We start from the raw sequence: 25,666 nt of genomic DNA on the forward strand, positions 1-25,666 counted from the left end.
GGCTTCGCCAACATGATGCTCTAAAACCAACACACCCAAACCACAAAGAGAGTGTGCCCCAAAGAGGGCACACTCTTTTCGTTGCTGCCCCTGATCGTCTAGCACCCCCGCAAACCCAGCTAGACGGTCTCGAAACCGCTTTCACAAACCCCCAGGTGATAACGACCACCATGGTCAATACGGAGCTCATCGTCTGGTTCCACAAACACAGAGCTAGACGACCAGCGGAAAACAGCAGGCCAGGACCGTCGAGCAACACCCGAACAAGCACCGAACTTCGCGACCAAGACAACCCGCTGAGTGCAAAAGTGCAGTGGCCCTGAGGGCAAAAGAAAACGCCCGGTACCTTCCCGAAAGGGGAGGTACCGGGCGAGGGCTTTAGCGCTTAAGAGTTTGCGCGCTTGCCGTGATTCGCCTTCTTCTTGCGGCGATCCTTGCGCTTACGACCACGCTTGCTCATGAGGGGCTCCTTTATATATCTGTACCGGTTACAGACCTATCACTGTATCGCCTGCGATACCGGAGAGGAAAATTAGGCGGACATGCGAGCGCGGTTGCGGGCGAGTGCCTTGTTGCGACGCTTCAGTGCGCGACGCTCTTCCTCAGACAGGCCGCCCCACACGCCGGCGTCCTGGCCGGTCTCGAGTGCCCACTTCATGCACTGGGTGGTTACTGGGCAGCGATGGCAAACAAGCTTCGCCTTTGCGATCTGAGCGAGGGCGGGGCCGGAGTTACCAACCGGGAAGAACAGTTCCGGGTCTTCGTCGCGGCAAATTGCTTCGTGGCGCCAATCCATGATGATGCTCCTTAAAAAATAAATCGGTACTGCGTGGTCGGTTTTCGTGCACCACTAAAACACCCAACGATGTAGGTGCGTTGCAAACAAAGTTTGGTTCCTGGCTCCGGGCGGTGCCTCTCGGTGGATTCGAGATCCCGTCTTCCGGTTTACCGGGCGTTAACCCCGTGGTGTCTGAGGGTTAAGGGCTGAGTTACCAGCCCGTTGTTTTTGCTACTTGTGAATAATGACATGTTCATGCAAAGCCCGCTAGGGTTCGAGGCCAAAATGTGCGCGGAATCACAGAATGTATCTACGTCATCGCGGTCACATTTGCGCTTCTGGGCCGATCCGCAAGCCAATGGTCTACCCTCTGACCTGGGGTGATAGTAAACGGGTGGTGGAGGTGCCCGGGTCAAATCGTGTTTTTCGGATTTCTGCCGGTTCGCTGGGGTTCATCTGCCGTATCGGTGGCGATAGACTGCTTTGTTGTGACTACGAATCGGAATCAATCCCACGCGCCCGTCCCAAATGACCCGGAGCAGCAGCCGTTCGCGGATGCTGAGGTCCCACCCCTGATGCGTTTCGGCGCGATGGTGGTGCTGGTGCAGTGCTTGGCGATCTTTGTTTATGTGGTGACGCTGATCCGTGATCAGTTCCTTGCTACCGAGCACACCCTGGAGTCCGACTCGCCGGTTGCTGGTTACGTCAACATCGGTACTGCGGTGTTTTTGCTGATCATTTTCGGCTACATCGCGTTTGTGTCGGTGGAGACTCTGCGCGGCCGTCCGCGTGCGACTGGCGCGGTGGTCCTCATTGAGGCGATTCTTGGCGGCGTGGCTATCTATATGTTCCGCGGCGGGGCGGTAACGCTCGGCGTGGCGACACTGATTTCGGTGGTGTTGGTGCTGGTCACCGTGTTCCACCCGCGTTCGAGGGCGTATAACGAGGCGCAGTATGAGGAGCGTAAGGCGCGCCGCTAATCGACGACACCGCTCACCCCTCCGGCCTCGCTAAACCTTGGCGTCGAGGACGACGATGTCGTCGCCACGCTTTTCCACAATGGTTGCGCCGGCGGAGGAGATGTGGACGGGGCCGGTGTAGCCGCCGCGGTCGACGGGAATGATCTCGTCGACCGCGTTTTTGTCCCAATCCACAACCGCGATGCCGTCCTGGGAGGCGTAGAGCAGGCGGTCGCCGGCGGCGAAGCCGGTGCCGAGTGCGCCTTGGAACACGCCGGTGACGCCGAGCCCTGCCGGCTCCATGAGCAGGAGGGAGTCGTCCTGCCAGTAGGACATATGGTGGGGGAGGTCGGCGACGGGGAGGACGGCGATGGCGCCGTCGAGACGCTGTGGCTCACCCATTGCTGGCACCGAGGAGGAGCTGGTGTTGTTGCCTTCCTTGTCGTAGGCCAGGACCTGCTTCTTTGACGGGTCGTAGACCGCGGCGGCGTCTTGGGAGACGGCGACGAGGTAGGCCTGCGGGTCGATCTCAATGTTGGCGTCGACTTCGGGTTCGCGGGAGTCTTCCGGGGTTGCCTTTTGGATGCGGAGGAAGGTGCCGTCCCCACACGTTTCGGTCAGCGCGACGAGTTCGGTGCGGGTGAGCGCGGAGGTGATCACGCAGCCTGGGTTGGGCTGCATGTCGGATTCTTGCGGGGCTTCGATGTAGCCGTATTCCATGGTGCGCACCATGTCGGAGCGCCATACTTCGATGCGTTCGCTGGAGGCGTAGCCAATGCGGTCGTTCGAGGCCAGGCGCGTGACGTTTTCAGACGCCGGGGCGGATCGGGTGCCGGCGTATTGGCCGGTTTTCGCGTCGATGGCCACCACGTCGCCGCAGCCAGCGTTGTCGCGGTAGACAGCCACAACCTTGTCCCACGCCTGATCCATCAGGCACAGGTCGTTGGGGCGTTCGTAGGTCCAGACGGTCTCGCCCTCAGGGTTCGTCGCGGTCAGCGTGTGATCGTTGTAAGTAATGATCAAGCCGTTAGCTACGAGCGGTTGCGCGCGTCCGGAGGTGTCGGTGAGCCGGAAGCCCTCGCTTAGCGACGACGGCACCACCGCCAACTGACCAAAATCCTCCTGAGCTTCGGCTGCTGGAGAGAGATCAGCCTGGCGCACCGGGGCGGTGAAAAAGGCGGTGCCGACAAGCAACGCCGAAACGCCGGCGATGACGCCGGTGGCAATGAGGTCGCGGCGGGTGCGACGCAAAGGCTTACTCAACGCCGTTTCCTTCCTGAACGCTTGCCCGGAGCCGCCGGGCGGGATGGACGGTTTGGTCGTGCCCCGAGCACTTTACGCGGGCGTCCGACATGGCCAGTAGCTGACTCCGGGAAACCGAACTCCTCCTGCAGTTCAGGGGAGGTGGAGAACCACTCGGGCAGGTTGGGTTTGCCCAGGTCGAGGTCGGTGTTGATCATGGACCACTTCGTCGCTTCGTCGTAGCCGACGAGGGTGACCGCCACGCCGGTGCGTCCTGCGCGGCCGGTTCGCCCGATGCGGTGGACATACGTCATGGGGTCGTCCGGGGTTTGGTAGTTGATCACGTGGGTGACGTCGTCGACATCAATGCCGCGTGCCGCGACGTCGGTGGCGACGAGGATTTCCACGTCGCCTCGTCGAAAAGCATCAAGAGCTTTCTCGCGCGCAACCTGGCCGAGGTTGCCGTGGACCGCGCCGACGGCAAAGCCACGGCCAGCAAGATCCTCGGCGAGATCGGCCGCCGAGCGCTTCGTGCGGGCGAAAATAATGGTGCGCTCGCGGCCCGGAGACTGCAGGATACGGGCGATGACCTCGGCTTTATCCATGCGGTGAGAGAGGAACGCAACCTGACGGGTGGTGGCGTGGGTAGCGGAGGCATCTTCGGATTCGGCGCGGATGTGCACCGGCTTGTTCATCTTCGAACGGGCAAGGGACAGGATCGGGCCCGGCATGGTGGCGGAAAAGAGCATGGTCTGCGTTGCGCCCACGGCGGACCAAAGCTTTTCGATGTCGGGCAGGAAGCCCATGTCGAGCATCTCGTCGGCCTCGTCAAGCACGAGGATGGCGACCTTATCCAGTACGAGCGCGCCACGGTCATGCAGGTCAATCAGGCGGCCAGGCGTGCCGACGACAATGTCCGCGCCCGCTTCGAGTGCCTCGAGTTGTTCCTCGTAAGGGCGGCCGCCGTAGACCGTGGCCACGCGCACCGGCGTGTGCACGGCAAGGCGTTCGATGTCCTCGCCGACCTGCACCGCAAGTTCGCGCGTCGGGGCGATGAGCAGTGCGCGCGGGGTGCCGTCGAGTTCGGCAATGTCTGCGTCGTCAAAGACGCGGTCTAGCACCGGCACACCGAAACCGAGCGTCTTACCCATACCCGTGCGGGCCTGGCCAATGATGTCGCGTCCGGCCAGCGCGATGGGCAACGTGAGCTCCTGAATGGAGAACGGGTGGGTGATGCCGTGGTCCGCAAGCGCGTCCACAATTTCAGCCGCAACCCCCAACCCGGCAAACGTCGTTTTCTTTGGCGCACGACGAGCAGCGCCACGTTGTTCACTCTCAGCTGCGTAGGGCACGCGTTCATCTTAGCTACCGGCCGTTACAATGGGGCCGTCCGCCAGCAGGTGGTTACGTTTAGCTATTGCACCTGCGGGCACACAAAGCGCAACAAGAAAAGGACAGTGAGCGAGAAAATGGATATCAAGATTGGTCTTGCAGACACCCCGCGCGAACTAGCGATCAAGCTTCCGGAGGGCCAGGAAGACATCTTTGCCACCGTCGAGCAGGCGATTGCGAACGGTCAGGCAACCTTCAAGCTGGAGGATGCCAAGGGCCACTCCTACCTGATCCGCACTGACCGTGTCGTTTACGTCGAGCAGGGCAGCACCACGGCCCGTAGCGTCGGCTTCATGCGCTAGATTACTCAGACATGGCACAACAGCAGGGCACTCCGTCTCACGGTGGGCGCCATAGTGAGCACCACGGGGGCGCTGAAGAGGACTTCGGCGACTGGTTTGATAGCTGGGGCATGGAGTCTGGCGACGACACCCCGCAGGGCGCAAGCCGTGAAGAGGGACGTCTTGTCGCCTTTGCCCGCGAGTACGGGTGGCGCGCGTATGCGATCCCGGTGCTTGCGGTAATTACCGTGTTTGTCCTGCTGGACATGGTGCAAAACCCGGATGAGCAGGCGATCGGGACGGTCGCCGAGTCCGCGTCGGCTCCGGCCGGTGAAGCGGGCATGGCTGGTGCGGATGCGGATCAACCGAAGCCGCTGGAGCCTGCGAAGATCGCGGAAGGCATCTTTGACCCGCACGATCTGCCGCCGGGTGGCCCGTACACCACGACGGGTGAGGGCACGTTCTACGAGGTCGGCATCCCTGGTGCCAATGCGGGCCAGGGCACTGAGATTGTGGTGCGCTACATCGTCGAGGTCGAGCACGGCATCGACGCCTCCGGTTACGGCGGGGATCAGTCGTTTGCCCAGATGGTGGATGCAACGTTGATGGATCCGCGCGGGTGGACGAACGATCCGCGCTTCCGCTTCGAACACGTGTCGGCAGATCAGGATCCGACGCTGAAGATCCGTTTGACCTCTCTGGATACGACGGCGGAGCTCTGTGGTGCCGCGTTGGGGACGGAGACGAGCTGCCGTACCCGGATCACGGGCGAGGACACGGTGATTATTAACGAGTCGCGCTGGGTGCGCGGTGCCGTGCCGTTCCAGGGTGACATCGGTTCGTACCGCCAGTACCTGATTAATCACGAGGTGGGCCACGCTGTGGGCTTTGCGGAGCACGTGCCGTGCCCGGAGGCGAATGCGCTTGCGCCGATCATGATGCAGCAGACGCTGAGCCTGAACAATGCGCAGTTGCATGAGATGAGCCCGGAGGAGAACTACCCGAACAACGACGACACGTGCCGGCCGAACCCGTGGCCGTATCCGCGTCCGGCCGTGAATTAAGAAGGTGGTGTCGGTGGTTTCTTTGCTTAAGCCGATTCCGGCACATGTGCTTTCCGCATTCCAGATCGACGACATTGAGCCGGTTGCGGTCCCGCAATTTTGGAACAATGGCCTGCGCTTCGGGCGTGTTGTGTTGTCGCATGCGCGTGAGACGTCCGCGTGGTCTGGCAAGGCGCGTGAGAAGGCAGTGCCGGGGGAGGGGCTGCGCATTTCGCGTCCTGTGCGTGCGACGGATGGTCGCTTGATCGTTGCGGGGTATTGCGCGACTGAGTTCGCCACCGGTGAGCCGCGCGAGCGTGTCGATGAGGCGGTTGCAGCAGCATTGCTTTACGACGACGCCGTGGCCGGCATCGAAGCCCCCTCCGGCGAGCGCACCGGGCTGGTTGCCAATGCTGACCGGGCGGTGTGGCGCGAGGAGCACCTCGGGTCCGAGGGGGTAGTCGCGCACCTGGATTTCTTGTCGCATTTGCTGTTCGATGGCCACGCTGAGCCTGTGCTGACCGAGTTTGATCCGTCCGTTGGATTGCGCCCGCGTGGATTTACGGCAGCGCTGGTGATCGTCGATGGTCTGCTGGCCGGTGCTGTGGATCCGGACATTGTGGCGCGTTGGTCGCATATCCCCAGGCTGGACTGGTTGTTGGAGAAGGCGATCGAGTACCGTCGCCACACGACACGCGGGCTCGGTTCGGACGTATGTTCGATAGATGATGTTGTTGAGATTGTCGTGTCGTACTGACCTGGCACAATCGCCTTTATGTTGTTTCCACACCCTTCACCAGTGCCTCCGGCAGCGTTAGAGCCGAAGGCGTACCTCGTGCCGCGCGAGCGCAACATCACCCCGCGGACCTGGGACAACCCACTGCCTGAGGCCGGGTTGTGGAAGGCCACCGGCCGGCCCGGCTCAGGCGTGAGTAGTTTTCTTGTGGATACGGCGGCGGCCGCGGTGCGTCGTCACGCAGGCGCGGGGGACCCGGGTGGCATTTTGGTGCTGACGGACTCGAAGGAAACCGCCGGACGGCTGCGCTCGCAGTTGTCGGACACGCTGGCGCAGTCGGGGTTTGTTACCGATGAGCCCATGGTGCGCTCCGTGCACTCGCTGGCCTTTGCCATTTTGCGCTCGCATGTAGACGAAGAAATCCGCCTGATCTCCGGTGCGGAGCAGGACGCAGTGATCCGCCAGTTGCTCCAAGGCCAAGATGAGGATGGTCGTGGCTCGTGGCCGGAGGATCTGCGCCCGGCGCTTCCACTGGTCGGCTTTGCCCGTCAGCTGCGTGACTTCCTGCTGCGTGCAGTGGAACGTGGTCTTGGCCCTGTCGAACTGGAGGAGCTGGGCAGCCGACATGGTGTGGGCATCTGGAGCGCGTCTGGCGAATTCTTGCGCGAGTACCAGCAGGTGATGGCGCTTTCGGGAGCGCGCAGGCTGTCCGCCTCGGAGCTGGTGGATCAGGCGGTGCGACTGCCACTGCCGCGCAGGTGGCACACGGTGATTGTGGACGATGCCCAGCACCTCGCACCCGCTGCCGGCGCGCTGGTCAAGCGCCTGCTGGATCAGGCGGACTTGGGTGTGGTCGGCGGGGACGAGGAGCAGTCGGTGTTCCACTTCCGTGGTGCGTCGCCTGAGTTCTTCCGCACCCTTGGCGGGCTGGAGCACACCACGATTGACCTGGGGGAGTCCAAGCGCGATCCGCGTCGCAGCGTGGCAATTGCGCCCGATTCTGCAACGCAACTGGCGGCGGTGGCGGATGCGCTGCGCCGTGCCCACTTCGAACACGACGTGGACTACCGGGATATGGCGGTGATTGTCCGCTCGACCACGGGCATTGATCCGGTGCGCCGCGCGCTGTTGCGCTCTGGGGTTCCGGTGTCGCTCAACCCGACGGACCTGGTGCTTTCGGAGCAGCGCCTGGTGGCATCGCTGTTGCTGGGCATCCGGGCACTGTACGAGGAGCTCACGCCGAGCGAGTGGCGCGACCTGCTGCTTGGGCCTGTGGGTGGTGCGGATCCGGTAACGCTGCGTCGCCTCATTCGTGGGCTTCGCCGCTGGGCACCTGAGCGTCGTGCCGAAGAGTCGCTGCGCGAGTTGCTGACGGATCCCGCCGGGTTGCCTGACTTTGATACGTGGTTGACCGACCGTGAGCTCGACATCCTCCAGCACGTGCGTGGCGTGCTTGACGCGGGACGTCAGGCCTACGCGGAAGACGGCAGCGTAGAAGAGATCCTTTGGGCGCTGTGGCAGGCCACGGGCCTGTCGAATCGCTTGTTGGCCTCGGCGCTGCGCGGTGGTGCGACGGGCTCGCAAGCGGACCGCGACCTAGATTCCGTCATGGCGCTGTTCGATGCTGCGGGCGACTACACGGAGCGCCGTCCCGCTGCCGGGGTGGAGTCGTTCGTGGACTTCATCCTGGAACAGGAACTGCCCACCGGTGTGCGCGACCGGCGCACCGCAACCCCCGATGCAGTGTCGCTGCTCACCGCTCACGGTGCTGTCGGGCGAGAGTTTCGCCGTGTCATCGTGGCGGGCGTGCAGGACGATACATGGCCAAACCTGGGGGAGACCGGCTCGCTGTTCCGCCAAGAAGACTTGATCGACCTGGTGGATCATGACGTGGATCCGGACGTGCCGGTCTCCCACACCGTGGAGCGTCTGATTGAGGAACGCCGCCTGTTTACCGTCGCCACCACCCGCGCCACCGAATACCTGCTGGTGATTGCGGTTGACGACGAAGACGCGGAGAAAGAAGGTGAACCCTCCCGATTCGTCGAGGAATTCTGTGAAGACCACGGCCTCACCCCGGCACGCTTGCGGCTGAGTTCGGCATCGCAGGCGGATCTTGGCGACGACACCGAGACGCTCGTGCGCGTGCTCGCCCACGACGATCTGGTGGCGGAGTTCCGCCGGGTGCTCACGGATCCTTCGGCGGATGAGGCGACGCGCTCCCAGGCTGCCCGACAGTTGGCGCGCCTGGCGGACGCGGGTGTGCTTGGTGCGGACCCGCGGCAGTGGTGGACTACCACGATGGTGTCTACCAACGAGCCGCTGAGCGCCAGCCCGACGCTGTCGCCGTCGCGAGTAGAAGGCCTGCTGAAGTGCCCGATGAGTGAGGTATTGCAGCGCATGGTGGGCCTGGACGAGTCGATGGACATGGTCTACGGCGTGATGGGCCACGCCTACCTGGAAGCGCTCGGCCGTGGTGTGGATCCGGACGACGCGTATAACGCCGTGATCGCCGCACGCAAGGAGGTCAGTGACGCACCTGCGTGGAAGGCGCAGCGCGACATCGAGGAGTTTGAGCGCTTGCTGGAGCGCACCCGCACCTGGCTAGAAACGAGCCGTGGCGCGTTTGAACAGGTCGCGGTGGAAACATCCGTTGACGTGCAAGTCAGCGACAACGTGCGCGTCCGGGGTCGTGTGGACCGCCTCGAGCGCGACGGCGATGGTGCGCTCTACGTGGTGGATCTAAAGACTGGTGCGACGGCGCCCACGAAGAAGGAGATCGGTGAGCACGCCCAGTTGCTTACCTACCAACTCGCGCTGGCTCACGGCACGTTCGACGGCGAGCGGGTCGTTACCGCACGCGGGGAGTCGGACATCACCGTGGGTGGTGCGATGCTGGTGTTTCCGAAGAAGGACACCAAGGCCATCACGGTGCTTGAGCAGGCTGCCAAGACACCAGAGGAGCTAGCAGAGTTCGCCGAGGCTATCGATACATTGCCCGCCGAAATGACAGGACCTACGCTGCTTGCCACAACGGGGAAGCATTGCGATCGCTGCAGTGTGCGCGCCTTGTGCCCGGTGCAGCCGGAAGGGGAGATGATTCACAATGTTTAACCAAGAAACCATGTCCCCGAAGCTGCTGTCGCGCTACCTCGGGCAGAAGTTCCCGCCGACGGACCAGCAGGCGGAGGTTATCGGCGCCCAGCCAGGCCCGCTACTGGTTGTCGCAGGTGCCGGCGCCGGCAAGACGGAGACGATGGCCGCGCGTGTGGTGTGGCTCGTCGCTAATGGCTTTGCACGCCCCGAAGAGATTCTGGGTCTGACGTTTACCCGCAAGGCCGCCCAGGAGATGAAAAAGCGTATCCGCGACCGCCTGGCCACGCTAGCGCAGAACCGCGACCTGGTTGCGCGCCTCGATCCGTCTGGGGAATTAGCCAAGCGTCTAGAGGTCATCGCACCGCAGGTGTCCACCTATGACTCGTATGCAGGCACCTTGATCCGTGAATACGGCCTGCTCGTGCCGGCGGAACCGGACGCGCGGTTGATTACGGATGCGGAGTTGCACGCCATCACCACCGAGGTGGTGCGCAACTACGCCGGTTCGTTGCTGCCGGACGGGAAGAACCGTGCACTTGGCAGCGTGGTGCAAAACGTGCTCAAACTCATCACCGCGATGGGCAACGAACTTGCCACCCCGGAGTGGGTCACAGAGCATGCCCACGACTTCCTTGCAGAGACGGAGTCGTACCCCTCGGCGAGCAAGATCGAGTTTTCGAAGATTCTGCAGGGGTGGCGCGATATCCAGAAGGAGCGCGTGAACTACCTGCCGCTCGCACAGGCAGTGAACGAGGAGCTGCGTAAACGTGGTGTGATCACGTTCAACGAACAGATGTCTCTCGCGTCTGCGTTGGCACGTGATCATGCGGTGGTGGGGGCGTCGCAACGCAATCGCTTCCGCGTGGTCATGCTGGACGAGTACCAAGACACCTCGCACTCCCAGCGCGTGTTGCTGCGCAGCCTTTTCGGCGAAGCGCAAGATCCGGGCCTGACGGTCACAGCGGTGGGCGATCCGATGCAGGCGATTTACGGCTGGCGTGGCGCGACCGCGGCGAACCTGCAGGCGTTCGTAGAGGACTTCCCGCTTGAAGGCGGCTCACCAGCGCCGAAGTTGCAGTTGACCACCTCGTGGCGCAACCCGCCTGAGGTGCTGGATCTGGCCAACGGGGTGTCCGATGCGATCCTGGGCACCGACGAGACAAAGCGTGCCGTGGCACCGTTGGCGCCGCGCCCGGGGGCGGATGCTGGCGATGTCACGCTCGGGTTCTTTGGCACGCAGGCCGAAGAGATCGAGTTCGTCGCCGATGAGCTGGCGAAGACATACGCCCAGGCCCAGGAAGTCGAGGAGCCGTTTTCGGCGGCCACGCTTGTGCGCAAGAACAAGCACTCGCAACTCATCGCCGCAGCACTCGAGGCCCGCGGTGTGCCCTACGAAATCGTTGGCCTGGGCGGGTTGCTGGACGTGCCGGAGGTCGCCGATACGGTTGCCGTGGCGACAATGCTTGTGCGTCCCGACGACACCGCGGCAGCACTGCGTGTCCTCGGCGGGCCAGCTGTTGGGTTGGGCCTTGCGGACTTGCGTGCGCTGGCATCGCGCGCGAACAACCTGCGCGGCAAAGAAGACCACCGCGAAAACACGCAGCGTATCAGCGACCCCTACGCCCACTTGGTCAGCCAACTCGAAGAGGCGATTGCCCAAGCCGACGACATCAAGGCGCGCACCGACCGCCCAGAAGGACTCACGGATGCGCTGGCGGATCTCGGCGAGCCGGAACGCTACAGCGAAGAAGGCCTGCAGCGCATGCGCGATACGGCCGCCAAGCTGCGTTGGCTGCGCACCCACAGCCTGGGCAAGCGCTTAAGTGACCTGTTCGCGGACATCATCCACGTCTTCGGCATCCGCACCGAGGTGCTCTCCCGTCATAGCGCGACGGGCGCGGTGCATCTGGATCGACTGCTGGAGGAGGTGGCCAATTACCCCGGCGCGGGCCTGGACGGGCTGCTGGACTACTTCGAACTCGCCCGCGAGCACGAAGACAGCCTGACTCCGGGTGCGGTGCCGGTGAAGGACGACCGGGTGCAGATCATGACTGCCCACAAGGCGAAGGGCCTGGAGTGGGACACCGTCGCGGTACTGCATGCCGATTCGGAGACGTATAAGCCGAAGACGGAAACCTTCCTCACCTTCGTGCAGTTCCTGCCTACGGAGACCTACGGCGATCCGGAGATCTTCCCGGAGTTCGGCGAAGTGGACACGCGCACCGACTACCAGAGGGCGAGCGAGGCGTGGAAGAAGCACGTCACCGCGGACCTGGCGGAGGAAGCAGCGCGTCTGTTCTATGTTGCGGTGACGCGTTCTGGCGGGAAACTCATCGTCACCGGTTCGCGCCGTAGGCCTGACGTGGTCAAGGAAGCAGCGCCGTACGAGCACTTTGCCACCATGCGCGACGTTGTCGCACCCGAGTGCGTGGTGGTCTGGAACGACGGCACGGATGCTGAAGCAGACAGCGACGCAGACGCCAGCGCCGACGCTCTTGTCGACGACGGCGAGCGCACCGGCCGCTGGCCAAACTACGCCCCGCTGGCCACGGACGAAGCAGCCGCGCAGGCGGTCAACGCCGCGCGCGAGAACCTGCCAAAGTTCGTAGACGGCGAACTGTTTACCCTCTGGGAGCGCGACGTCTCTGCACTCATCGAAGAACACGAGCAGGCCCAGGCCGGCGACGTCCCGGTGGTCATGCCGGGCGAACTGACCGCGTCCGATGTGGTGGCGCTGAAGGCCGACCCGGTGCAGTTCGCGCGCCGGGCACGCCGCCCAGTGCCGTTTAAGCCGAACACTTACGCCAAGCGCGGTACCGCCTTCCACGAGTGGTTGGAGGAGTTCTACGGTGCACGCCCGTTGCTGACCGAAGACGAACTTCCCGGCGGGGATGAGGCTGAGGTGGATCGCGCGATACTCGAGCGGCTCAAGCGAAACTTTGAGGCCAGTGAGTGGGCGTCGCGCACCCCGACGTTTGTGGAGCATCCCTTCGAGCTCGCCGTGGGCGAGGGCGTGGTCCGCGGACGTATGGATGCCGTCTTCGAGGATGTGGACGGCTGGACCGTCGTGGACTGGAAGACCGGCGAGAAGCCGAAGCGGGATGCGATGGAAGCGGCGCAGTTGCAGCTTGCGGTTTACAAGGCGGCTTGGGAGCGTATCTGTGGTGACGGTCGACCCGTGCGCGCTGTATTTTTCTACGTGCGCACCGGTGAGACGTATGCTCCGCGTAGTCTGCCCGATGCGGCAGAACTCGAAGAGCTACTCAGCAGATCTGCTGAAAGCAAGGGTAAGGACGAAACGGAATGAAACTGCGCAGGGTTTTTACGCTGAGCGCGAACGCCGCGGATCAAACGGCGATCCCGGTGCACCACCTGCTCGATGTGGTCAGTATCCCGGCCCTCGAGCGGGCGACGCCGTGGTCGTTGATCGCGCGCCGGTTCGGCTACGCCCTGCTGCTTATCGTTGCCGTCGCGATCGTCGCGTTCATTGATCGCAATGGATACTCCGAGCCGTTGACGTTCATTGACGCGTTGTATTACTCGGCGGTGACCCTGTCTACCACGGGCTACGGTGATATCACTCCGGTGACGCAGTCGGCCCGAGTCATCAACATTTTCTTCGTCACTCCGGCCCGTGTGGCCTTCCTGATGCTCCTCGTCGGTACGACTTTGTCGGTGCTGACGGAGGATTCCCGTAAGACGCTGCAGATCCAACAGTGGAGGAATACCGTGCGCAACCACACCATCGTTATCGGCTACGGCACGAAGGGCCGCTCGGCGGTCGACGCATTGGTGGCAGGCGGTGCGTCGCCGTCGTCGATTGTTGTCATCGACCCGGACCCAGCTGCGCTTGCCGTCGCGGAGAAGCACGGTTTGGTCACGGTGCACGGCAATGGCACCAAGTCGGACGTGTTACGCATTGCGGCGGTGAGCCGTGCGCGTTCGGTGATCGTGGCACCGTCTTCGGACGATACGGCTGTGCTGATCACGCTGTCGGTGCGTGAGTTGGCGCCGAGTGCCATGATCGTGGTCAGCGTGCGAGAGGGTGAGAACCAACACCTGCTTATGCAGTCGGGCGCGGACTCGGTGGTGGTCTCCTCCGAAACGGCCGGACGTCTGCTTGGCATCGCAACGGTGACCCCGCCCGTGGTGGAGATGATGGAGGATCTGCTCAGTCCGGACGAAGGCTTCGCGGTGGCGGAGCGCCAGATTGCGGACGACGAGGTTGGTGCGAACCCGCGTCACCTGGCCGACATCGTGCTTGGTGTCGTGCGTTCCGGTGAGCTCTACCGCATCGATTCCCCCGAAGCAGAAACGGTCGAGCCGGGCGATCGCCTCCTGTACGTGCGCATGAACACCCCGGATATCCGTCGCCAGGCGGAGAAGGCAGTGCGCGATGAGGATTGATCTGAGCGTGCTTGATAGCGACCAACGTGTCGCCGCCGAAGCACCCCGCGGGCCTGTGTGCATCCTCGCCGGTGCGGGCACGGGTAAGACGAGGACGATTACGTATCGCATTGCCAACCTGATCGATCGCGGCACGGTCGCCCCGAACAAGGTGCTCGCCGTGACGTTTACCCAGCGCGCGGCAGGGGAGATGCGCGACCGTCTGCGCACCATGGGTATCGGGGGAGTGCAGGCGCGCACGTTCCACTCCGCGGCCATGCGGCAGTTGCAGTACTTCTGGCCGCAGATCGCCGGTGACCTGCCGTGGCGGCTCTTGGATAACAAGTTCCCGTTGGTCGCCCGCGCCGCGCGCGCCGGTGGGCTGGATACGGGCAAGGAAATGGTGCGCGACCTGCTTAGCGAGATCGAGTGGGCCAAAGCCAGCGTGATCGGCCCGGAGGATTACGCCGCACGCATCGCCGATACCCCGCGCACCCCGCCGACGGATCCGCAGCGCGTGGCCCAGGTGTACCGCCTCTACGAGGAGGCGAAGACGAGCCCGGATGGCATGCTGCTCGATTTCGACGACCTGCTGCTGCACGTCGCCGGCGCGCTTGAGAACGCACCTGCGGTGGCGGAGGAGTTCCGCGCCCAGTACCAGACTTTTGTGGTAGACGAGTACCAAGACGTCACCCCGCTGCAGCAGCGCGTGCTGGAAGGCTGGCTGGGTGATCGCGACGATTTGACCGTGGTGGGCGATGCCAACCAGACCATTTACTCGTTTACCGGCGCCACCCCGGATTACCTGCTGAACTTCTCGCGCACCTACGAGCACGCCACAGTGGTGAAATTGCAGCGTGACTACCGCTCCACGGTAGAAGTCACCGAGCTGGCCAACACCGTCATTGGAAAGGCCAAGGGGCGTGTCGCGGGTACTCGCCTGGAACTGGAGGGCATGCGCGGGCGCGGTCCGGCGCCACAGTTCAACGGCTACGACGACGAGCCGTCTGAGGCCCGCGCCGTGGCCCGCGCGATCAGGCGTTTGCTTGATGACGGCGTCCCCGCCCGCGAAATCGCCATCCTGTACCGCATTAACTCCCAGTCGGCCGCGTTTGAAGCGGCGCTGGCGGATGCCGGCATTGCCTACCAAGTCCGCGGCGGGGAAGGGTTCTTCCACCGCGCCGAGATCCGCGAAGCCATCGCAGCCCTGGTCCGAGCCGCCCGCCGCACCGACCTGCCGGACGACCCGGTGGCGGTCGCCCGCGCCGCGTTCGCACCCATCGGCCTGACCCAGACCGAACCCGAGGGCGCCCAGGCTCGTGAGCGCTGGCAGTCACTCAGCGCGCTTGTGGATCTCATCGAGGAGATCGTCCGCACCCGAGAAGCCGAGGATCTCCCGCAGGTGTTGCGCTCGTTGCGCCAGCGCGCAGAGGCCAAGCAGCCACCCGCTGTGGACGGGGTGACCCTGGCCAGCCTGCACGCCGCGAAGGGCCTGGAGTGGGACGCAGTATTTCTCGTTGGCCTGGTGGAGAACACCTTGCCGATCTCGCACGCGATCAAGGCCGGCGACGACCAGATCGAAGAAGAACGCCGCCTGTTCTACGTCGGGGTGACGCGTGCGCGTGAGCACCTGCACTTGTCGTGGTCGCTGTCGCGCCAGGAAGGTGGGCGAAAGAACCGGTCGCGGTCGCGCTTCTTGGACGGCATCGCACCGGAACTTGATGTGGAGCGCTCCCCGGAACGCCTCAAGCGCAACCGCCGCTGTCGCGTATGCGGCAACCCGCTGTTCAGCCCAGCAGACAAGGCGCTCGGACGCCACGAGGAGTGCGAGCCGAGTTACGACGAGAACGTGCTCGCCGCCCTGAAACGCTGGCGCCTCGACGTCTCACGCGCAGCGGGACGCCCGGCTTACATGGTGTTCTCGGACGTGACACTCATGGCAATCGCCGAAGCCATGCCCGCAAACGAGACGGAACTGCTTGGCATCTCCGGCATCGGGCCGGTGAAGGTGGAGGAGTACGGCGCGGGCGTGCTGGCAACGCTTGAGGAGCACCGCCACTAAGGCGGGCCCCAGCCTCGCTAGCCCAGCCGCGCTAGCCCAGCTGCGCCAGCCCAGCCAGCGCTAGAAGCACATCGGGCAGTCCGGGTGCGACGGCACCCGCTGCGACACCACAGGCACAGGCGCGAACGGGTCTGCGACCACCACGTCACCAGCCACAGGTGTCGGCGCCGACACCCCGGGCGGGTCGGGTGCACCGGCGAGCCTGCCTGCCACCGTCGCTGCCGCCACCGCACCGGCCGCCAAGGACACCGGCTCGGCCGCGATCGCCGGCGGGAGGTGCTCCTCCACCTGGGCGATGTTCGGGTCCCGGTCCAAAAGGTACAGCCGGGCGCACACCGGGCACGGCCCAGACGGAGCGCACACAGGGCCGACGACCACGCGCGCGTCGAACTGCGTCACCGGCACCACAGGGCCACGCCGGCCACGGGTCGCGGCGGCGATCTGATCCACCTCGGCAGCACAGTTCACGGCAAGCACCGGCAGGTGCGGCTCGTGATCGAGCAGGAACTTGCTCACCGACTCGTCCTTCATCGGGCTGCGCGTCACCACACCACGGCGTGACAGCAGCAGCGTGATCTGGGAGGCCAGCGCGTCGCGCCCCACCACCAGCACTTGTGGGGTGGTGGTGGGGATGAGGAGCCGGTAGGTGATGAGGTCGTCGATAAGACTGCGCGCACGCGCCTCACCGAGATGCACCGTAAGGGCTGCGACAACGGTTTTGAGCATCCGCGGATGCGTCAGTGAGTCGAGGACCGTGACCACCTCGTCGGCGCTGGGCACGGTGATGAGCCCGGTGCGTGTCGCGTCTGCCCCGAACTGGATCGTTTCTGGCGCGCGTACGAAAACGCGGACGCCGCGCGCGAGTTGTATGCGTGTGTGTTCTTGGATTGCCACGTGTGTTCCACCCCCGCGTCGCATCCTACAATGTTGCGCTATGTCTGGGATGCAATATCGCGTGATCCGCTCCGCCCGTCGTGCGAAGACGGTGCAGGCCAGGGTGGTTGGCGGGGTGGCGGAGATCCGCATTCCGGCGCACTTCACCAAAGCGCAGGAGCGCGAGATGGTGGAGCAGATGCTGGCCAAGTTGGAGAAGAAGACGTCGACGCGTTTGCTTGACGACGACTCCCTACGCACCCGCGCCGAAACCCTGAACAAGGAAATTCTGCAGGGGCGGGCAACGATTGGTTCGGTGCGGTGGGTGTCTAACCAAAACACGCGCTGGGGCTCCTGCACCGTATCGACAGGTGATATCCGCATCAGCGATCGGCTGCGCGACGTACCGGCCTACGTGCTGGACGCGGTGCTGGTGCACGAGTTAACGCACACCTTCATCCCGAACCATTCGGCAGAGTTCTACGCCTGGGCGGATCGGGTGCCCAAGGCGGAGCGCGCCCGCGGGTTTTTGGAGGCCTACCAGCGCTACGGCTAGCCCAGCCCCGCCGCGCGCCTACAGTTCCGTGCCGTCCTGGCTGCCGTCGTCCTTGCCGTCGCCGTCTTCGCGCTTCAACTCGGGGTTGTTGCGCAGTTCCTCTTCCAACTTGGCAAATTCGTCGTCGAGGTCGGTGTCGGGGGTGTCGTCGAGAAGCGTGTCGATGAAGGACGCCGGGTTGTCCAGCTGCTCACTGGACGGCAGGAGGTCGGGGTGCTCCCAGACGGCGTCGCGACGATCCACGCCCACAGCAGCGCCTGCGCGACGCCACAGTTCGGCGGCCTCACGGGTGCGAGGGGCTGCGAGTTCGATGCCGACGATGTTGGCAAAGGCCTGCTCAGCAGAACCACCGGTGGCGCGGCGGCGTGCCCACGCCTCGGCGAGTTGCGGGGTGGTGGGGATGCGTTCGCTGAGGGCTTCGTCGACGACGACGTCAACCCAGCCTTCAACAAGCGCGATCAGGGTTTCCAAGCGGGACGTGGAGGCAGCGTTGCGGGTGCCTACGCGCGGGGAGAGGTCCTCGTCTTGCAGGCGTTGCATGGCCTCCTGGATCTGTGCGGGGTCGCCACCATCCAGGTTCAGGTCGCGGACGGCCTCTTCGATGTGGGAGGTGTCAATCTGCAGGCCGGCGGCGTATTCCTCCACGGAGGACACGAGGCGCTCGACCAGCCACGGCACGTTGCGGAACAGGCGCTGGCGTGCGGCCTCGCGTGCGGCGATGTAGACCATCACTTCCTGGCCCGGCAGGTCCAGGCCCTTGGAAATCTCCGCGATGTTGCGCGGCAGGACCGCACCAATGCCGGCGGGTGCGACAGGCAGGCCGAAGTCGGTGCCGGTCAGCGCCTGCTGGGCAAGGTCACCCAGTGCGTGGCCCAACTTCATGCCGAACTGCATGGAGTTCATCTGGTTAACCATGCTGACCATCGGGCCCATCATCTCGCGGGCCTCTTCCGGCATGGTGTCTAGCTGGGCGCGCGCCATGTTGGCGGCGACCGGGTTGACCAGGCGCTTCCACATCGGCATGGTCTGCTCCAGCCAATCTTGGGCGTTCCAGGCCTTGGCCTGTGCCTGGCTGGCGGGCAGTGCAGTGGCACCGTCGAGCCAGAGCTCCGCTAGGCGGAAGGACTCCTCGGCGGCGCGGGAGTCTGCCTCGCTGACCGGGTTCACCCCGGCGATGCGCTGACGCGCCATGCGGGCGGCGAGGTCGAAGTTGACGGCGTCGCCGTCCTCCTGGGCGTTCATGGAAGAGCCCATGCCGGAGAGCATTTGGCCGAACTGATTCAGGATGTCGCCAAGCCCGCCAGCACCAGCGCCACCAGCGCCACCGGGGCCGCCGGGGCCTCCGAATCCACCGAACCCGCCGGACCCAAAGTTTCCGCCGAAACCGAAGGCTGCAAACGGGTTGGTCGGCTCGCCACGCCCGTTGTCGTTGTTGTTGCCTTCGTTGTCCCTGCCCTCGTTGTCGTCGTTGCCGTCGTTGGGAAAGGAGAATCCGAATCCGTTACTCATAGGCGCCACAATACAGCTGCACAACGGCGCGGGTTGGAGCTGCTGGTTGCTGCGCTAACATGTGCCACCATGACGAACGCGCACACACCAGCGGACGCGGCAGAACACACGCCCGCGACCAAGACAGCGAACAAGCGTTTTTCCACGCTGGTGTGGGGTGCAGTGCCTATCGCGTTGCTTGCGGTGGGAATGACGATGGACCACATTCCCGGCACGGACATCAAGCTCACGGTGCCGTACGCGGCGGAAGGGGCGGGCCCGACGTTTGACACGCTCAGCGAGATCCAGGGCACGCCCGTGGTGGACATCGAGGGCGCGGAGACCCTTGAGACTGGCGGGCAGCTGAATATGACCACGGTGTCGGTGCGCACGAATATGACGTTGGGCCAGGCGTTGGCGCGTTGGGCGGTGACTAAGGACACGCTGGTGCCGATCGAGCAGGTGATGCCGGCGGATCGCAGCGAGGAAGAAACGCGCGAGTTTAACCAGCAGATGTTTGTCGCGTCGGAGGCGTCGGCGACGGTTGCGGCGATGCACTATCTGGGCAAACCCACAACGGTGAACATCCATGACGTGGTCAAAGGCGCTGCCGCGGACGGGACGTTGCAGCAGGGTGACAAGATCCTTGCCATCGACTCCACTCCGGTCGCCAAGCCGAGCGCGGTCCAGGACGTGGTCTTTGCCAAAAAGCCCGGCGAGACGGTGGATGTGACCATCAGCCGCGACGGCAAGGAAGAGACGAAGACCATCGAGCTGAAGGAGAATCCGCACGAGAAGGGCAAGCCGATGCTTGGCATTCTCATGGATTCTGAGCCCGCCGATGGCCTGAAGGTGCACTACAACCTCAACGACATCGGTGGTCCGAGTGCGGGCATGATGTTCTCGCTGGCGGTGATTGACAAGTTGACGCCAGGCGAGCTCAACGGGGGCAAGTTCGTTGCCGGTACCGGCACGATTAACGACGACGGCGAGGTCGGCCCCATCGGCGGCATCACCCACAAAATCCGTGGCTCGCGCGATGAGGGCGCCGAGTTGTTCCTCGCGCCGAAGGGCAATTGTGATGCGGTGAAGCGGGCCGACGCTGGTGATATGACCGTCGCTGCCGTGTCCACCCTCCAGGAGGCAGTGGATGCGATGGAGGCGTTCGCCGCAGGCCGCGACGTGCCAACTTGCGACGGCTAAGGGTTAGGGCTTCTTCGCCAGGCCGAGGTCGTAGATCCGCTGGCGCGGGTCCTCCTGGTCGGAGGAGATCAGTTGCTGCATGACCAGGCCCTCGCGGTTATCCACCACGGTGATGATCGCGGAGGTGCCCAGCGTGGACCAGCCGACTACGCGGTCGCCGGAGTCTTCCACCACGCGCGAGGAGCGCAGCTCAGTAAGAAGTTGGGTCGAGGAGGCCGCCTTCGATTCGGAGTCGAAGAATTGGAACTGGCCGATCTCGTCGCCCTGGCAGTCATAAGAACCGCTGATCCCGCCGGCGCCGCAGCCTTCGAACTGGTCGAAGAACTCCTCAGGCGCAAGGGAGGCGAAGCGCTCGCGTACCTTCTCCAAGGTTGCCTCCGCAGACGAGTCCGCTTTCTCCCGCTTCGAGGAGCTTGTGCTTGTCGACGACACCGTCTCGGAAGCAGACTCAGACGCAGACTCCGACTCCGACGCCGTGCCAGATTCAGACGCAGCGATGGTAGTTGTCACGGAGGTGGTCGTTTCAGGCGTGGTCGTCTCCGAATCCGAGGAGGTGGTTGGGTCCTCGCTGATGTACGACGTCGAGATGGGGCTGCTGGTCGCGTTGGCCTCGTCGTTATCGCCACCACCACAGGCGGCGAGAGACAGCGAGCCGACAAGGACAGCGGAGGCGATTGCGCGGCGGGACACAGACACGGTCAGAAGCTCCTTGGATTGGGTTTCGGGTGTCTAGCTTAAACCAGGTCGTCCGGGTCTTGCTCAAGCCCGTAGCGCAGCGCAGCAATCACACCCGGCGCGACTTCCGGGCCGCCACGCAGCTCGATGTCGTCCTGTGCGAAGGGGCCGCGCTCCTCCAACTCTTCATCCGTCAGGCGCATCTGCAGCAGGGTCTGCTCGATGTCTTCGGTACGCAGCACGCCGGAGAACAACCGCGCCGGGCGCGCCTCGGCATCCGCCGGGGCAGAGGCGTCGCGGAAGAGGATCTCCTGCGCCAGGATCACGCCTTCAACCTCACGCGGCCAGGCCAGGCGGGTGACGTACTCGCCGAGCTCCTCGGAACCGGGCAGGATATTCTCCGGCAATTCCTGCACAACCAGGGTGAGGGGGGAGGAGTCGTCGAGGGTGCCCAGCTCGTCGACAAGCAATTGCGTTGGTACCAGACCGAAGAGGGTTGGCGGGGCGTCCCAACCTTCGGCGTGGACGAAATCGACGGCCTCCATCATGGCCTTATTCAGGGCTTGTTGTTCGCGCACGGGAACCTTTCCGGATTGTTGGCCGTTAAACTTTCTAGGCTGTAATGCACATAGACGTTGGACAACACTATTCCTAAGGAGCAGGCTTGGCTACCCGCCTCACCCGGCCACAACCACGGTCGCAGAAACCGAATAAAGGCCTCATGGTCACACTCGGTGTACTCGCCGCACTTTTCTTCCTCCTGCCAGTGCTGATCGGTATCTATACCGATTTTCTCTGGTTTGGGGAGGTTGACTTCCGCGGTGTTTTCAACCGAGTGATCCTCTTCCGTGTCGTGCTGTTTGTCATCTTCGCGCTGCTTGGTGCAGCCGTCGCATGGGCAGCGGCACGGATTGCGTGGCGTGGCAGGCAACAAGACAGCGGCGATATTTTCGGCGAGACCTCGCAGCAAGCGCAGTACCGCGCCGCCGTGCAAGACGGTGTGAAGGGGCTGCTGACCTGGGTGCCGGTGATCGTGGGCATCATGTCTGGTCTTGCTGGCCAGCGCATGTGGCGTGTGTTCATGATGTGGTTCAACGGTGGGGACTTTGGCACCACCGACCCGCAGTTTGGCAAGGACCTAGGCTTCTACGCGTTTAGCCTGCCGGCAATCTCTGCGATTGTGGGCACGCTGTCCATGCTGCTCGCCGTGGCATTTTTGATCGGTGCGGTGGGCCACTACATGCTCGGTGGCATCCGCATTGGCAACAACGTCACCGGTGTCAAGGGCATGGTGTCTAAGCCGGCGCGCATCCAGCTCGCCGTCACCGCAGGCCTGTGGATGCTGACCAAGGCCGTGACCTACTGGCTGGACCGCTACTACCTGCTATCCAGCCAGAACGACATCTTCACCGGTGCCTCCTACACCGCGGTCAACGCGATGCTGCCCGCGAAGATCATCCTCACCGTCATCGCTGTGGTTGTCGCAGCGGCGTTTTTCGCCTCCATCGTGTTCAAGGACTTCCGTGTCCCGGTGCTGGCAACGGTGCTCATGCTGGTGTCCTCGATCGTTGTGGGCAACGTGTGGCCGGCGCTGCTGGAGCAGTTCTCGGTCAAGCCGAACCGTCAGGCCAAGGAATACGAGTACATCGGCCGCAACATCGAAGCCACCCGCGAGGCGTACGGGCTGACCGACGACAAGGTCACCTACATGGAGAACTGGGGCGGCAACACCTCGAATGCCGATGTGGCCAAGGACGAGGCGACGATTTCCAACCTGCGCCTGCTGGACCCGGACATCATTTCCCCGACGTTTACCCAGAACCAGCAGCTGCGTAACTTCTACGGCTTCCCAGACCAGCTGGCTATGGACCGCTACGAGGTCGACGGCCAGATGCGCGACTACGTTGTCGCCGCGCGTGAGATGGACCCGAACGCGCTGAGTGAAAACCAGCGCGACTGGATTAACCGCCACACCGTGTACACCCACGGCAACGGCTTTGTCGCAGCGCAAGCCAACACTGTCGACGAGGCCGCGCAGGACGCCGGCTCCACCCGTGGTGGCCTGCCAATCTTTACCGTGTCCGACCTGCAGGCCAACGCTGCCGCCAAGGAGTCCGGCGAGGCTGAAGAGCTGGGTATCAAGGTGGAAGAGCCACGCATCTACTTCGGCCCGGTGATCGCCTCTGCCCAGGATGGTCTGGACTACGCCATTGTTGGCGACAACGGCCAGGGCCCGGTGGAGTACGACACCGACAACTCCACTTACACCTACACCGGCAAGGGCGGCGTGGACATCGGCAATCCGATCAACCGTGTGGCCTACGCCGTGAAGTACCAGGAACTGAGCTTCCTGCTGTCCGATCGCGTTGGCGGCAACTCGAAGGTGCTCTACGACCGTGACCCGCGCAAGCGTGTGGAAAAGGTCGCCCCGTGGCTGACCACCGACTCCAAGACCTACCCGGCTGTCATCGACGGCCGCGTGAAGTGGATCGTGGATGGCTACACCACCCTGTCCCAGCTGCCGTACTCCACGCGTACCTCTCTGCAGGACACCACGCAGGACGCGCTGAACCCGGACGGCACCACCCAGCGCCTGATTACGGACAACGTCGGCTACATCCGCAACTCCGTCAAGGCCACCGTGGACGCCTACGACGGCACCGTGGACCTCTACGCGTTCGACGAGTCCGACCCGGTACTCAACGCGTGGATGAAGTCCTTCCCGGGCACCGTGCGCCCGAACTCGGACATCACCGACTCCCTGCGTGACCACCTGCGTTACCCGGAGGACCTGTTCAAGGTCCAGCGTGACCTGCTGGCGCGCTACCACGTGGATGACCCGGGCGTGTTCTTCAACAACGACGCCTTCTGGTCTGTGCCGAACGACCCGACCGCACCGGAAGGCCGCGACCAGCTGAACCAGCCGCCGTACTACGTTGTGGCCGCTGACCCGGAGACCAATAAGCCGTCCTTCCAGCTGATCACCCCGTTCCGTGGCCTGAACCGTGAGTTCCTGTCCGCGCACATGGCAGTGTCTTCCGATCCGGAGACCTACGGCAACATCACCGTGCGTGTGCTGCCGACCAACACGCAGACCCAGGGCCCGAAGCAGGCCCAGGACGCCCTGATGTCTTCCGACCAGGTGGCGCGTGACCGCACCCTGTGGGAGGGGACGAACGATCTGAAGAACGGCAACCTGCTCACCCTGCCGGTGGGCGGCGGCGAGATCCTCTACGTCGAGCCGATCTACTCGCAGCGCAAGGACCAGGCCTCGGCCTTCCCGAAGCTGTTGCGCGTGCTCGTGTTCTACCGCGGCCAGGTGGGCTACGCCCCGACCGTGTCCCAGGCGCTGAAGCAGGTGGGTATCCACTCTGACGCAGCCCAGGAAGTCGAAGTGGTGGACGAAAACGCACCACAGGGTGAGGCTGAAACTACCCCCGCTGAGGAAAACAAGGAAGCCACACCGGAGGGTGATAACGCTCCGAAGGTAAACCGCGACGAGGCTCTGAACAGGATCAATGATGCTCTTCGTAACCTGGAGAGTGCCCGCAACGGTTCCTTCGAGGAGTACGGCCGCGCCATCGACCAACTCGATCGCGCAGTGGCTGAGTACCAGAAGGCGCAGTAACGGGTTATAGTTATCCCGTCCCCCCAGGACCAGGTGCATCGCGCGAAGTGGGCGCGCGATGCACCATTTTTGTATCTAGCATGGTTTTCACAACCAACTCTTTGAGAGAAAGGCTGGATAGACCATGGGACGTTTTGACGGCAAAGTCGCGCTTGTGACCGGTGGCGCATCGGGAATGGGTGCAGTAGACTGCAAACTCTTCGTCGAAGAAGGTGCAAAGGTTGTCATCGCTGACCTCAACGAAGAGCTCGGCGGGGCACTGGCAAACGAGCTCGGCGACAACGCAATTTTTGTGAAGCTCAACGTTGCCGACGAACAGGACTGGAAGGACGCCATCGCGGCGACGAACGAGGCGTTCGGCCGCTTGGACATCTTGGTGAACAACGCCGGCATCCTTCAGATGACGGGCGTGGAGGACACCACCCTGGAGCAGTTCCAGAAGATCATGGCCGTCAACGTGGACGGCGTGTTCTTGGGCATGAAGTACGCCATCCCGGAGATCCGTAAGCAGGGCGGCGGCGCGATCATCAACATGTCGTCCACCGCGGGCCTGGAAGGCCAAGTCAGTGCGACCGGCTACGTGGCATCCAAGTGGGCAGTGCGCGGCATGACCAAGACGGTCGCCGCCGACGTTGCTGACGAGAACATCCGCATCAACTCCGTCCACCCGGGTGCGATTGCAACCCCGATGACGGCAGATTCCCTTGTGGAGGGTGCACCGCTTCCGCTCGCAGCAGCGAACCGTCCGGGCCGCGCCGAGGAGGTTGCGAAGACGGTGCTGTTCCTCGCGTCCGACGACGCGTCCTACATCAACGGCGCAGAGATTGCTGTCGACGGCGGCCTGACCCTGGGCGCCTCGAAGCACATCTACGGCATCCTCGGCCAGCTCGCTGCCCAGCAGTAACGGCAGTAGTAGCGGTAGCGGCAGTAGTAGGGAAGCCCCGATAATTGGATCGCACCAAACCGTCGTGAACAGGCGGTTTGGTGCTCTCTGTCGGTGTATGTATAGTAAGTCCACGTTGCTGGTTACGGCGACAGGCGAAAATCACATATTGCGCCCGACGCGGGGTGGAGCAGCTCGGTAGCTCGCTGGGCTCATAACCCAGAGGTCGTAGGTTCGAATCCTGCCCCCGCTACCAACTTCCAAGCCCCTACCAGGAGAAACACTGGTAGGGGCCTTCTTCATTTTGTGATCGGATCGCCATTTGGTGCACTAGCTGGTGCACTAGGGTCAAAATCGGGTTAAGCGACAAAATGTGTGTCTGCTA

The 25,666-nt window shown here is 63.6% G+C and carries 20 protein-coding genes and 1 tRNA gene; 13 read left to right on the forward strand and 8 right to left on the reverse strand.

Annotation, left to right across the window (positions count from 1 at the left end):
* Positions 1–385 precede the first annotated feature (385 nt).
* Complete coding sequence (locus HMPREF2617_RS12460) at positions 386–460, reverse strand: 50S ribosomal protein bL37 (RefSeq protein WP_099046258.1); 75 nt, start codon at positions 458–460, stop codon at positions 386–388.
* A gap of 72 nt (positions 461–532) precedes the next feature.
* Positions 533–796 carry a WhiB family transcriptional regulator gene (locus tag HMPREF2617_RS04700; RefSeq protein ID WP_070483135.1) on the reverse strand — a complete coding sequence of 88 codons (264 nt, stop codon included), beginning with the start codon at positions 794–796 and terminating at the stop codon, positions 533–535.
* A gap of 470 nt (positions 797–1,266) precedes the next feature.
* Between HMPREF2617_RS04700 and HMPREF2617_RS04705 the strand changes: the two genes are divergently transcribed.
* The gene (locus HMPREF2617_RS04705; RefSeq protein WP_224213006.1) at positions 1,267–1,758 is read left to right on the forward strand and encodes a hypothetical protein; all 492 of its coding nucleotides are present in this window, start codon (positions 1,267–1,269) and stop codon (positions 1,756–1,758) included.
* A gap of 30 nt (positions 1,759–1,788) precedes the next feature.
* Here HMPREF2617_RS04705 and HMPREF2617_RS04710 read toward each other — a convergent pair whose 3' ends face one another.
* Positions 1,789–3,000, reverse strand: coding sequence for an Rv3212 family protein (locus HMPREF2617_RS04710; protein ID WP_070840204.1), 1,212 nt, complete (start codon positions 2,998–3,000; stop codon positions 1,789–1,791).
* Positions 2,997–4,331: a DEAD/DEAH box helicase gene (locus HMPREF2617_RS04715; protein ID WP_070451112.1), complete on the reverse strand. Its 1,335-nt coding sequence runs from the start codon at positions 4,329–4,331 to the stop codon at positions 2,997–2,999. Before HMPREF2617_RS04715 ends, HMPREF2617_RS04710 begins: the two co-directional genes overlap by 4 nt.
* 117 nt (positions 4,332–4,448) lie before the next feature.
* On the opposite strand from HMPREF2617_RS04715, the gene HMPREF2617_RS04720 reads away from it, so the two are divergent.
* The 7 genes from HMPREF2617_RS04720 (at position 4,449) to HMPREF2617_RS04750 (ending at position 15,975) form a co-directional block, all read left to right on the forward strand.
* Positions 4,449–4,673: a DUF3107 domain-containing protein gene (locus tag HMPREF2617_RS04720; protein ID WP_070422420.1), complete on the forward strand. Its 225-nt coding sequence runs from the start codon at positions 4,449–4,451 to the stop codon at positions 4,671–4,673.
* Between the two features lie 110 nt (positions 4,674–4,783).
* Positions 4,784–5,716 (forward strand): DUF3152 domain-containing protein, encoded by a 933-nt coding sequence (locus HMPREF2617_RS04725; RefSeq protein ID WP_070483130.1) that lies wholly within the window; start codon positions 4,784–4,786, stop codon positions 5,714–5,716.
* Between the two features lie 13 nt (positions 5,717–5,729).
* Positions 5,730–6,452 (forward strand): hypothetical protein, encoded by a 723-nt coding sequence (locus HMPREF2617_RS04730; protein WP_092101617.1) that lies wholly within the window; start codon positions 5,730–5,732, stop codon positions 6,450–6,452.
* An 18-nt stretch (positions 6,453–6,470) separates the two neighbouring features.
* Positions 6,471–9,545: an ATP-dependent DNA helicase gene (locus tag HMPREF2617_RS04735; RefSeq protein ID WP_070840205.1), complete on the forward strand. Its 3,075-nt coding sequence runs from the start codon at positions 6,471–6,473 to the stop codon at positions 9,543–9,545.
* Positions 9,538–12,834 (forward strand): ATP-dependent helicase, encoded by a 3,297-nt coding sequence (locus tag HMPREF2617_RS04740; RefSeq protein WP_246821699.1) that lies wholly within the window; start codon positions 9,538–9,540, stop codon positions 12,832–12,834. Before HMPREF2617_RS04735 ends, HMPREF2617_RS04740 begins: the two co-directional genes overlap by 8 nt.
* Positions 12,831–13,934 carry a potassium channel family protein gene (locus tag HMPREF2617_RS04745; protein WP_070483126.1) on the forward strand — a complete coding sequence of 368 codons (1,104 nt, stop codon included), beginning with the start codon at positions 12,831–12,833 and terminating at the stop codon, positions 13,932–13,934. Before HMPREF2617_RS04740 ends, HMPREF2617_RS04745 begins: the two co-directional genes overlap by 4 nt.
* Positions 13,924–15,975: an ATP-dependent DNA helicase UvrD2 gene (locus HMPREF2617_RS04750; RefSeq protein ID WP_070840206.1), complete on the forward strand. Its 2,052-nt coding sequence runs from the start codon at positions 13,924–13,926 to the stop codon at positions 15,973–15,975. Before HMPREF2617_RS04745 ends, HMPREF2617_RS04750 begins: the two co-directional genes overlap by 11 nt.
* A gap of 60 nt (positions 15,976–16,035) precedes the next feature.
* On the opposite strand, the gene HMPREF2617_RS04755 is transcribed toward HMPREF2617_RS04750, so the two are convergent.
* Positions 16,036–16,869 (reverse strand): hypothetical protein, encoded by an 834-nt coding sequence (locus HMPREF2617_RS04755; RefSeq protein WP_083323203.1) that lies wholly within the window; start codon positions 16,867–16,869, stop codon positions 16,036–16,038.
* Positions 16,870–16,909: 40 nt separating this feature from the next.
* Here HMPREF2617_RS04755 and HMPREF2617_RS04760 point away from each other — a divergent pair, with 40 nt between their 5' ends.
* Positions 16,910–17,404, forward strand: a complete 495-nt coding sequence (locus HMPREF2617_RS04760) for a M48 metallopeptidase family protein (protein WP_070451115.1) — start codon at positions 16,910–16,912, stop codon at positions 17,402–17,404.
* A gap of 18 nt (positions 17,405–17,422) precedes the next feature.
* Here the strand turns inward: HMPREF2617_RS04760 and HMPREF2617_RS04765 are convergent, their stop codons facing one another.
* Entirely contained in the window at positions 17,423–18,913 is a 1,491-nt protein-coding gene (locus tag HMPREF2617_RS04765) for a zinc-dependent metalloprotease (RefSeq protein WP_070840208.1), read from the reverse strand.
* A gap of 69 nt (positions 18,914–18,982) precedes the next feature.
* On the opposite strand from HMPREF2617_RS04765, the gene HMPREF2617_RS04770 reads away from it, so the two are divergent.
* On the forward strand, positions 18,983–20,095 hold the full coding sequence (locus tag HMPREF2617_RS04770) for a YlbL family protein (protein WP_070840209.1): 1,113 nt from the start codon (positions 18,983–18,985) through the stop codon (positions 20,093–20,095).
* A gap of 3 nt (positions 20,096–20,098) precedes the next feature.
* Here HMPREF2617_RS04770 and HMPREF2617_RS04775 read toward each other — a convergent pair whose 3' ends face one another.
* Entirely contained in the window at positions 20,099–20,791 is a 693-nt protein-coding gene (locus HMPREF2617_RS04775; protein WP_246818887.1) for a hypothetical protein, read from the reverse strand.
* A gap of 38 nt (positions 20,792–20,829) precedes the next feature.
* Positions 20,830–21,318 (reverse strand): PPA1309 family protein, encoded by a 489-nt coding sequence (locus HMPREF2617_RS04780; RefSeq protein ID WP_070771904.1) that lies wholly within the window; start codon positions 21,316–21,318, stop codon positions 20,830–20,832.
* Between the two features lie 173 nt (positions 21,319–21,491).
* On the opposite strand from HMPREF2617_RS04780, the gene HMPREF2617_RS04785 reads away from it, so the two are divergent.
* The 3 genes from HMPREF2617_RS04785 (at position 21,492) to HMPREF2617_RS04795 (ending at position 25,537) form a co-directional block, all read left to right on the forward strand.
* Positions 21,492–24,398: a UPF0182 family protein gene (locus HMPREF2617_RS04785; protein WP_246821700.1), complete on the forward strand. Its 2,907-nt coding sequence runs from the start codon at positions 21,492–21,494 to the stop codon at positions 24,396–24,398.
* 124 nt (positions 24,399–24,522) lie between these two features.
* Positions 24,523–25,302, forward strand: a complete 780-nt coding sequence (locus tag HMPREF2617_RS04790) for a glucose 1-dehydrogenase (RefSeq protein WP_070840211.1) — start codon at positions 24,523–24,525, stop codon at positions 25,300–25,302.
* A 158-nt stretch (positions 25,303–25,460) separates the two neighbouring features.
* A tRNA-Met gene (locus tag HMPREF2617_RS04795) sits at positions 25,461–25,537 on the forward strand.
* Positions 25,538–25,666 lie beyond the last annotated feature (129 nt).

Source organism: Corynebacterium sp. HMSC070H05 (genome assembly GCF_001837615.1).
GTDB lineage: Bacteria > Actinomycetota > Actinomycetes > Mycobacteriales > Mycobacteriaceae > Corynebacterium > Corynebacterium coyleae.

Coding starts and splice junctions, on each gene's coding strand:
- HMPREF2617_RS04745 (WP_070483126.1), top strand. CDS start 12,831: ATGAAACTGCGCAGGGTTTTTACGCTGAGCGCGAACGCCGCGGATCAA.
- HMPREF2617_RS04735 (WP_070840205.1), top strand. CDS start 6,471: ATGTTGTTTCCACACCCTTCACCAGTGCCTCCGGCAGCGTTAGAGCCG.
- HMPREF2617_RS04725 (WP_070483130.1), top strand. CDS start 4,784: ATGGAGTCTGGCGACGACACCCCGCAGGGCGCAAGCCGTGAAGAGGGA.
- HMPREF2617_RS04780 (WP_070771904.1), bottom strand. CDS start 21,318: ATGATGGAGGCCGTCGATTTCGTCCACGCCGAAGGTTGGGACGCCCCG.
- HMPREF2617_RS04765 (WP_070840208.1), bottom strand. CDS start 18,913: ATGAGTAACGGATTCGGATTCTCCTTTCCCAACGACGGCAACGACGAC.
- HMPREF2617_RS04750 (WP_070840206.1), top strand. CDS start 13,924: ATGAGGATTGATCTGAGCGTGCTTGATAGCGACCAACGTGTCGCCGCC.
- HMPREF2617_RS04790 (WP_070840211.1), top strand. CDS start 24,523: ATGGGACGTTTTGACGGCAAAGTCGCGCTTGTGACCGGTGGCGCATCG.
- HMPREF2617_RS04700 (WP_070483135.1), bottom strand. CDS start 796: ATGGATTGGCGCCACGAAGCAATTTGCCGCGACGAAGACCCGGAACTG.
- HMPREF2617_RS04740 (WP_246821699.1), top strand. CDS start 9,538: ATGTTTAACCAAGAAACCATGTCCCCGAAGCTGCTGTCGCGCTACCTC.
- HMPREF2617_RS04760 (WP_070451115.1), top strand. CDS start 16,910: ATGTCTGGGATGCAATATCGCGTGATCCGCTCCGCCCGTCGTGCGAAG.
- HMPREF2617_RS04785 (WP_246821700.1), top strand. CDS start 21,492: ATGGTCACACTCGGTGTACTCGCCGCACTTTTCTTCCTCCTGCCAGTG.
- HMPREF2617_RS04720 (WP_070422420.1), top strand. CDS start 4,449: ATGGATATCAAGATTGGTCTTGCAGACACCCCGCGCGAACTAGCGATC.
- HMPREF2617_RS04770 (WP_070840209.1), top strand. CDS start 18,983: ATGACGAACGCGCACACACCAGCGGACGCGGCAGAACACACGCCCGCG.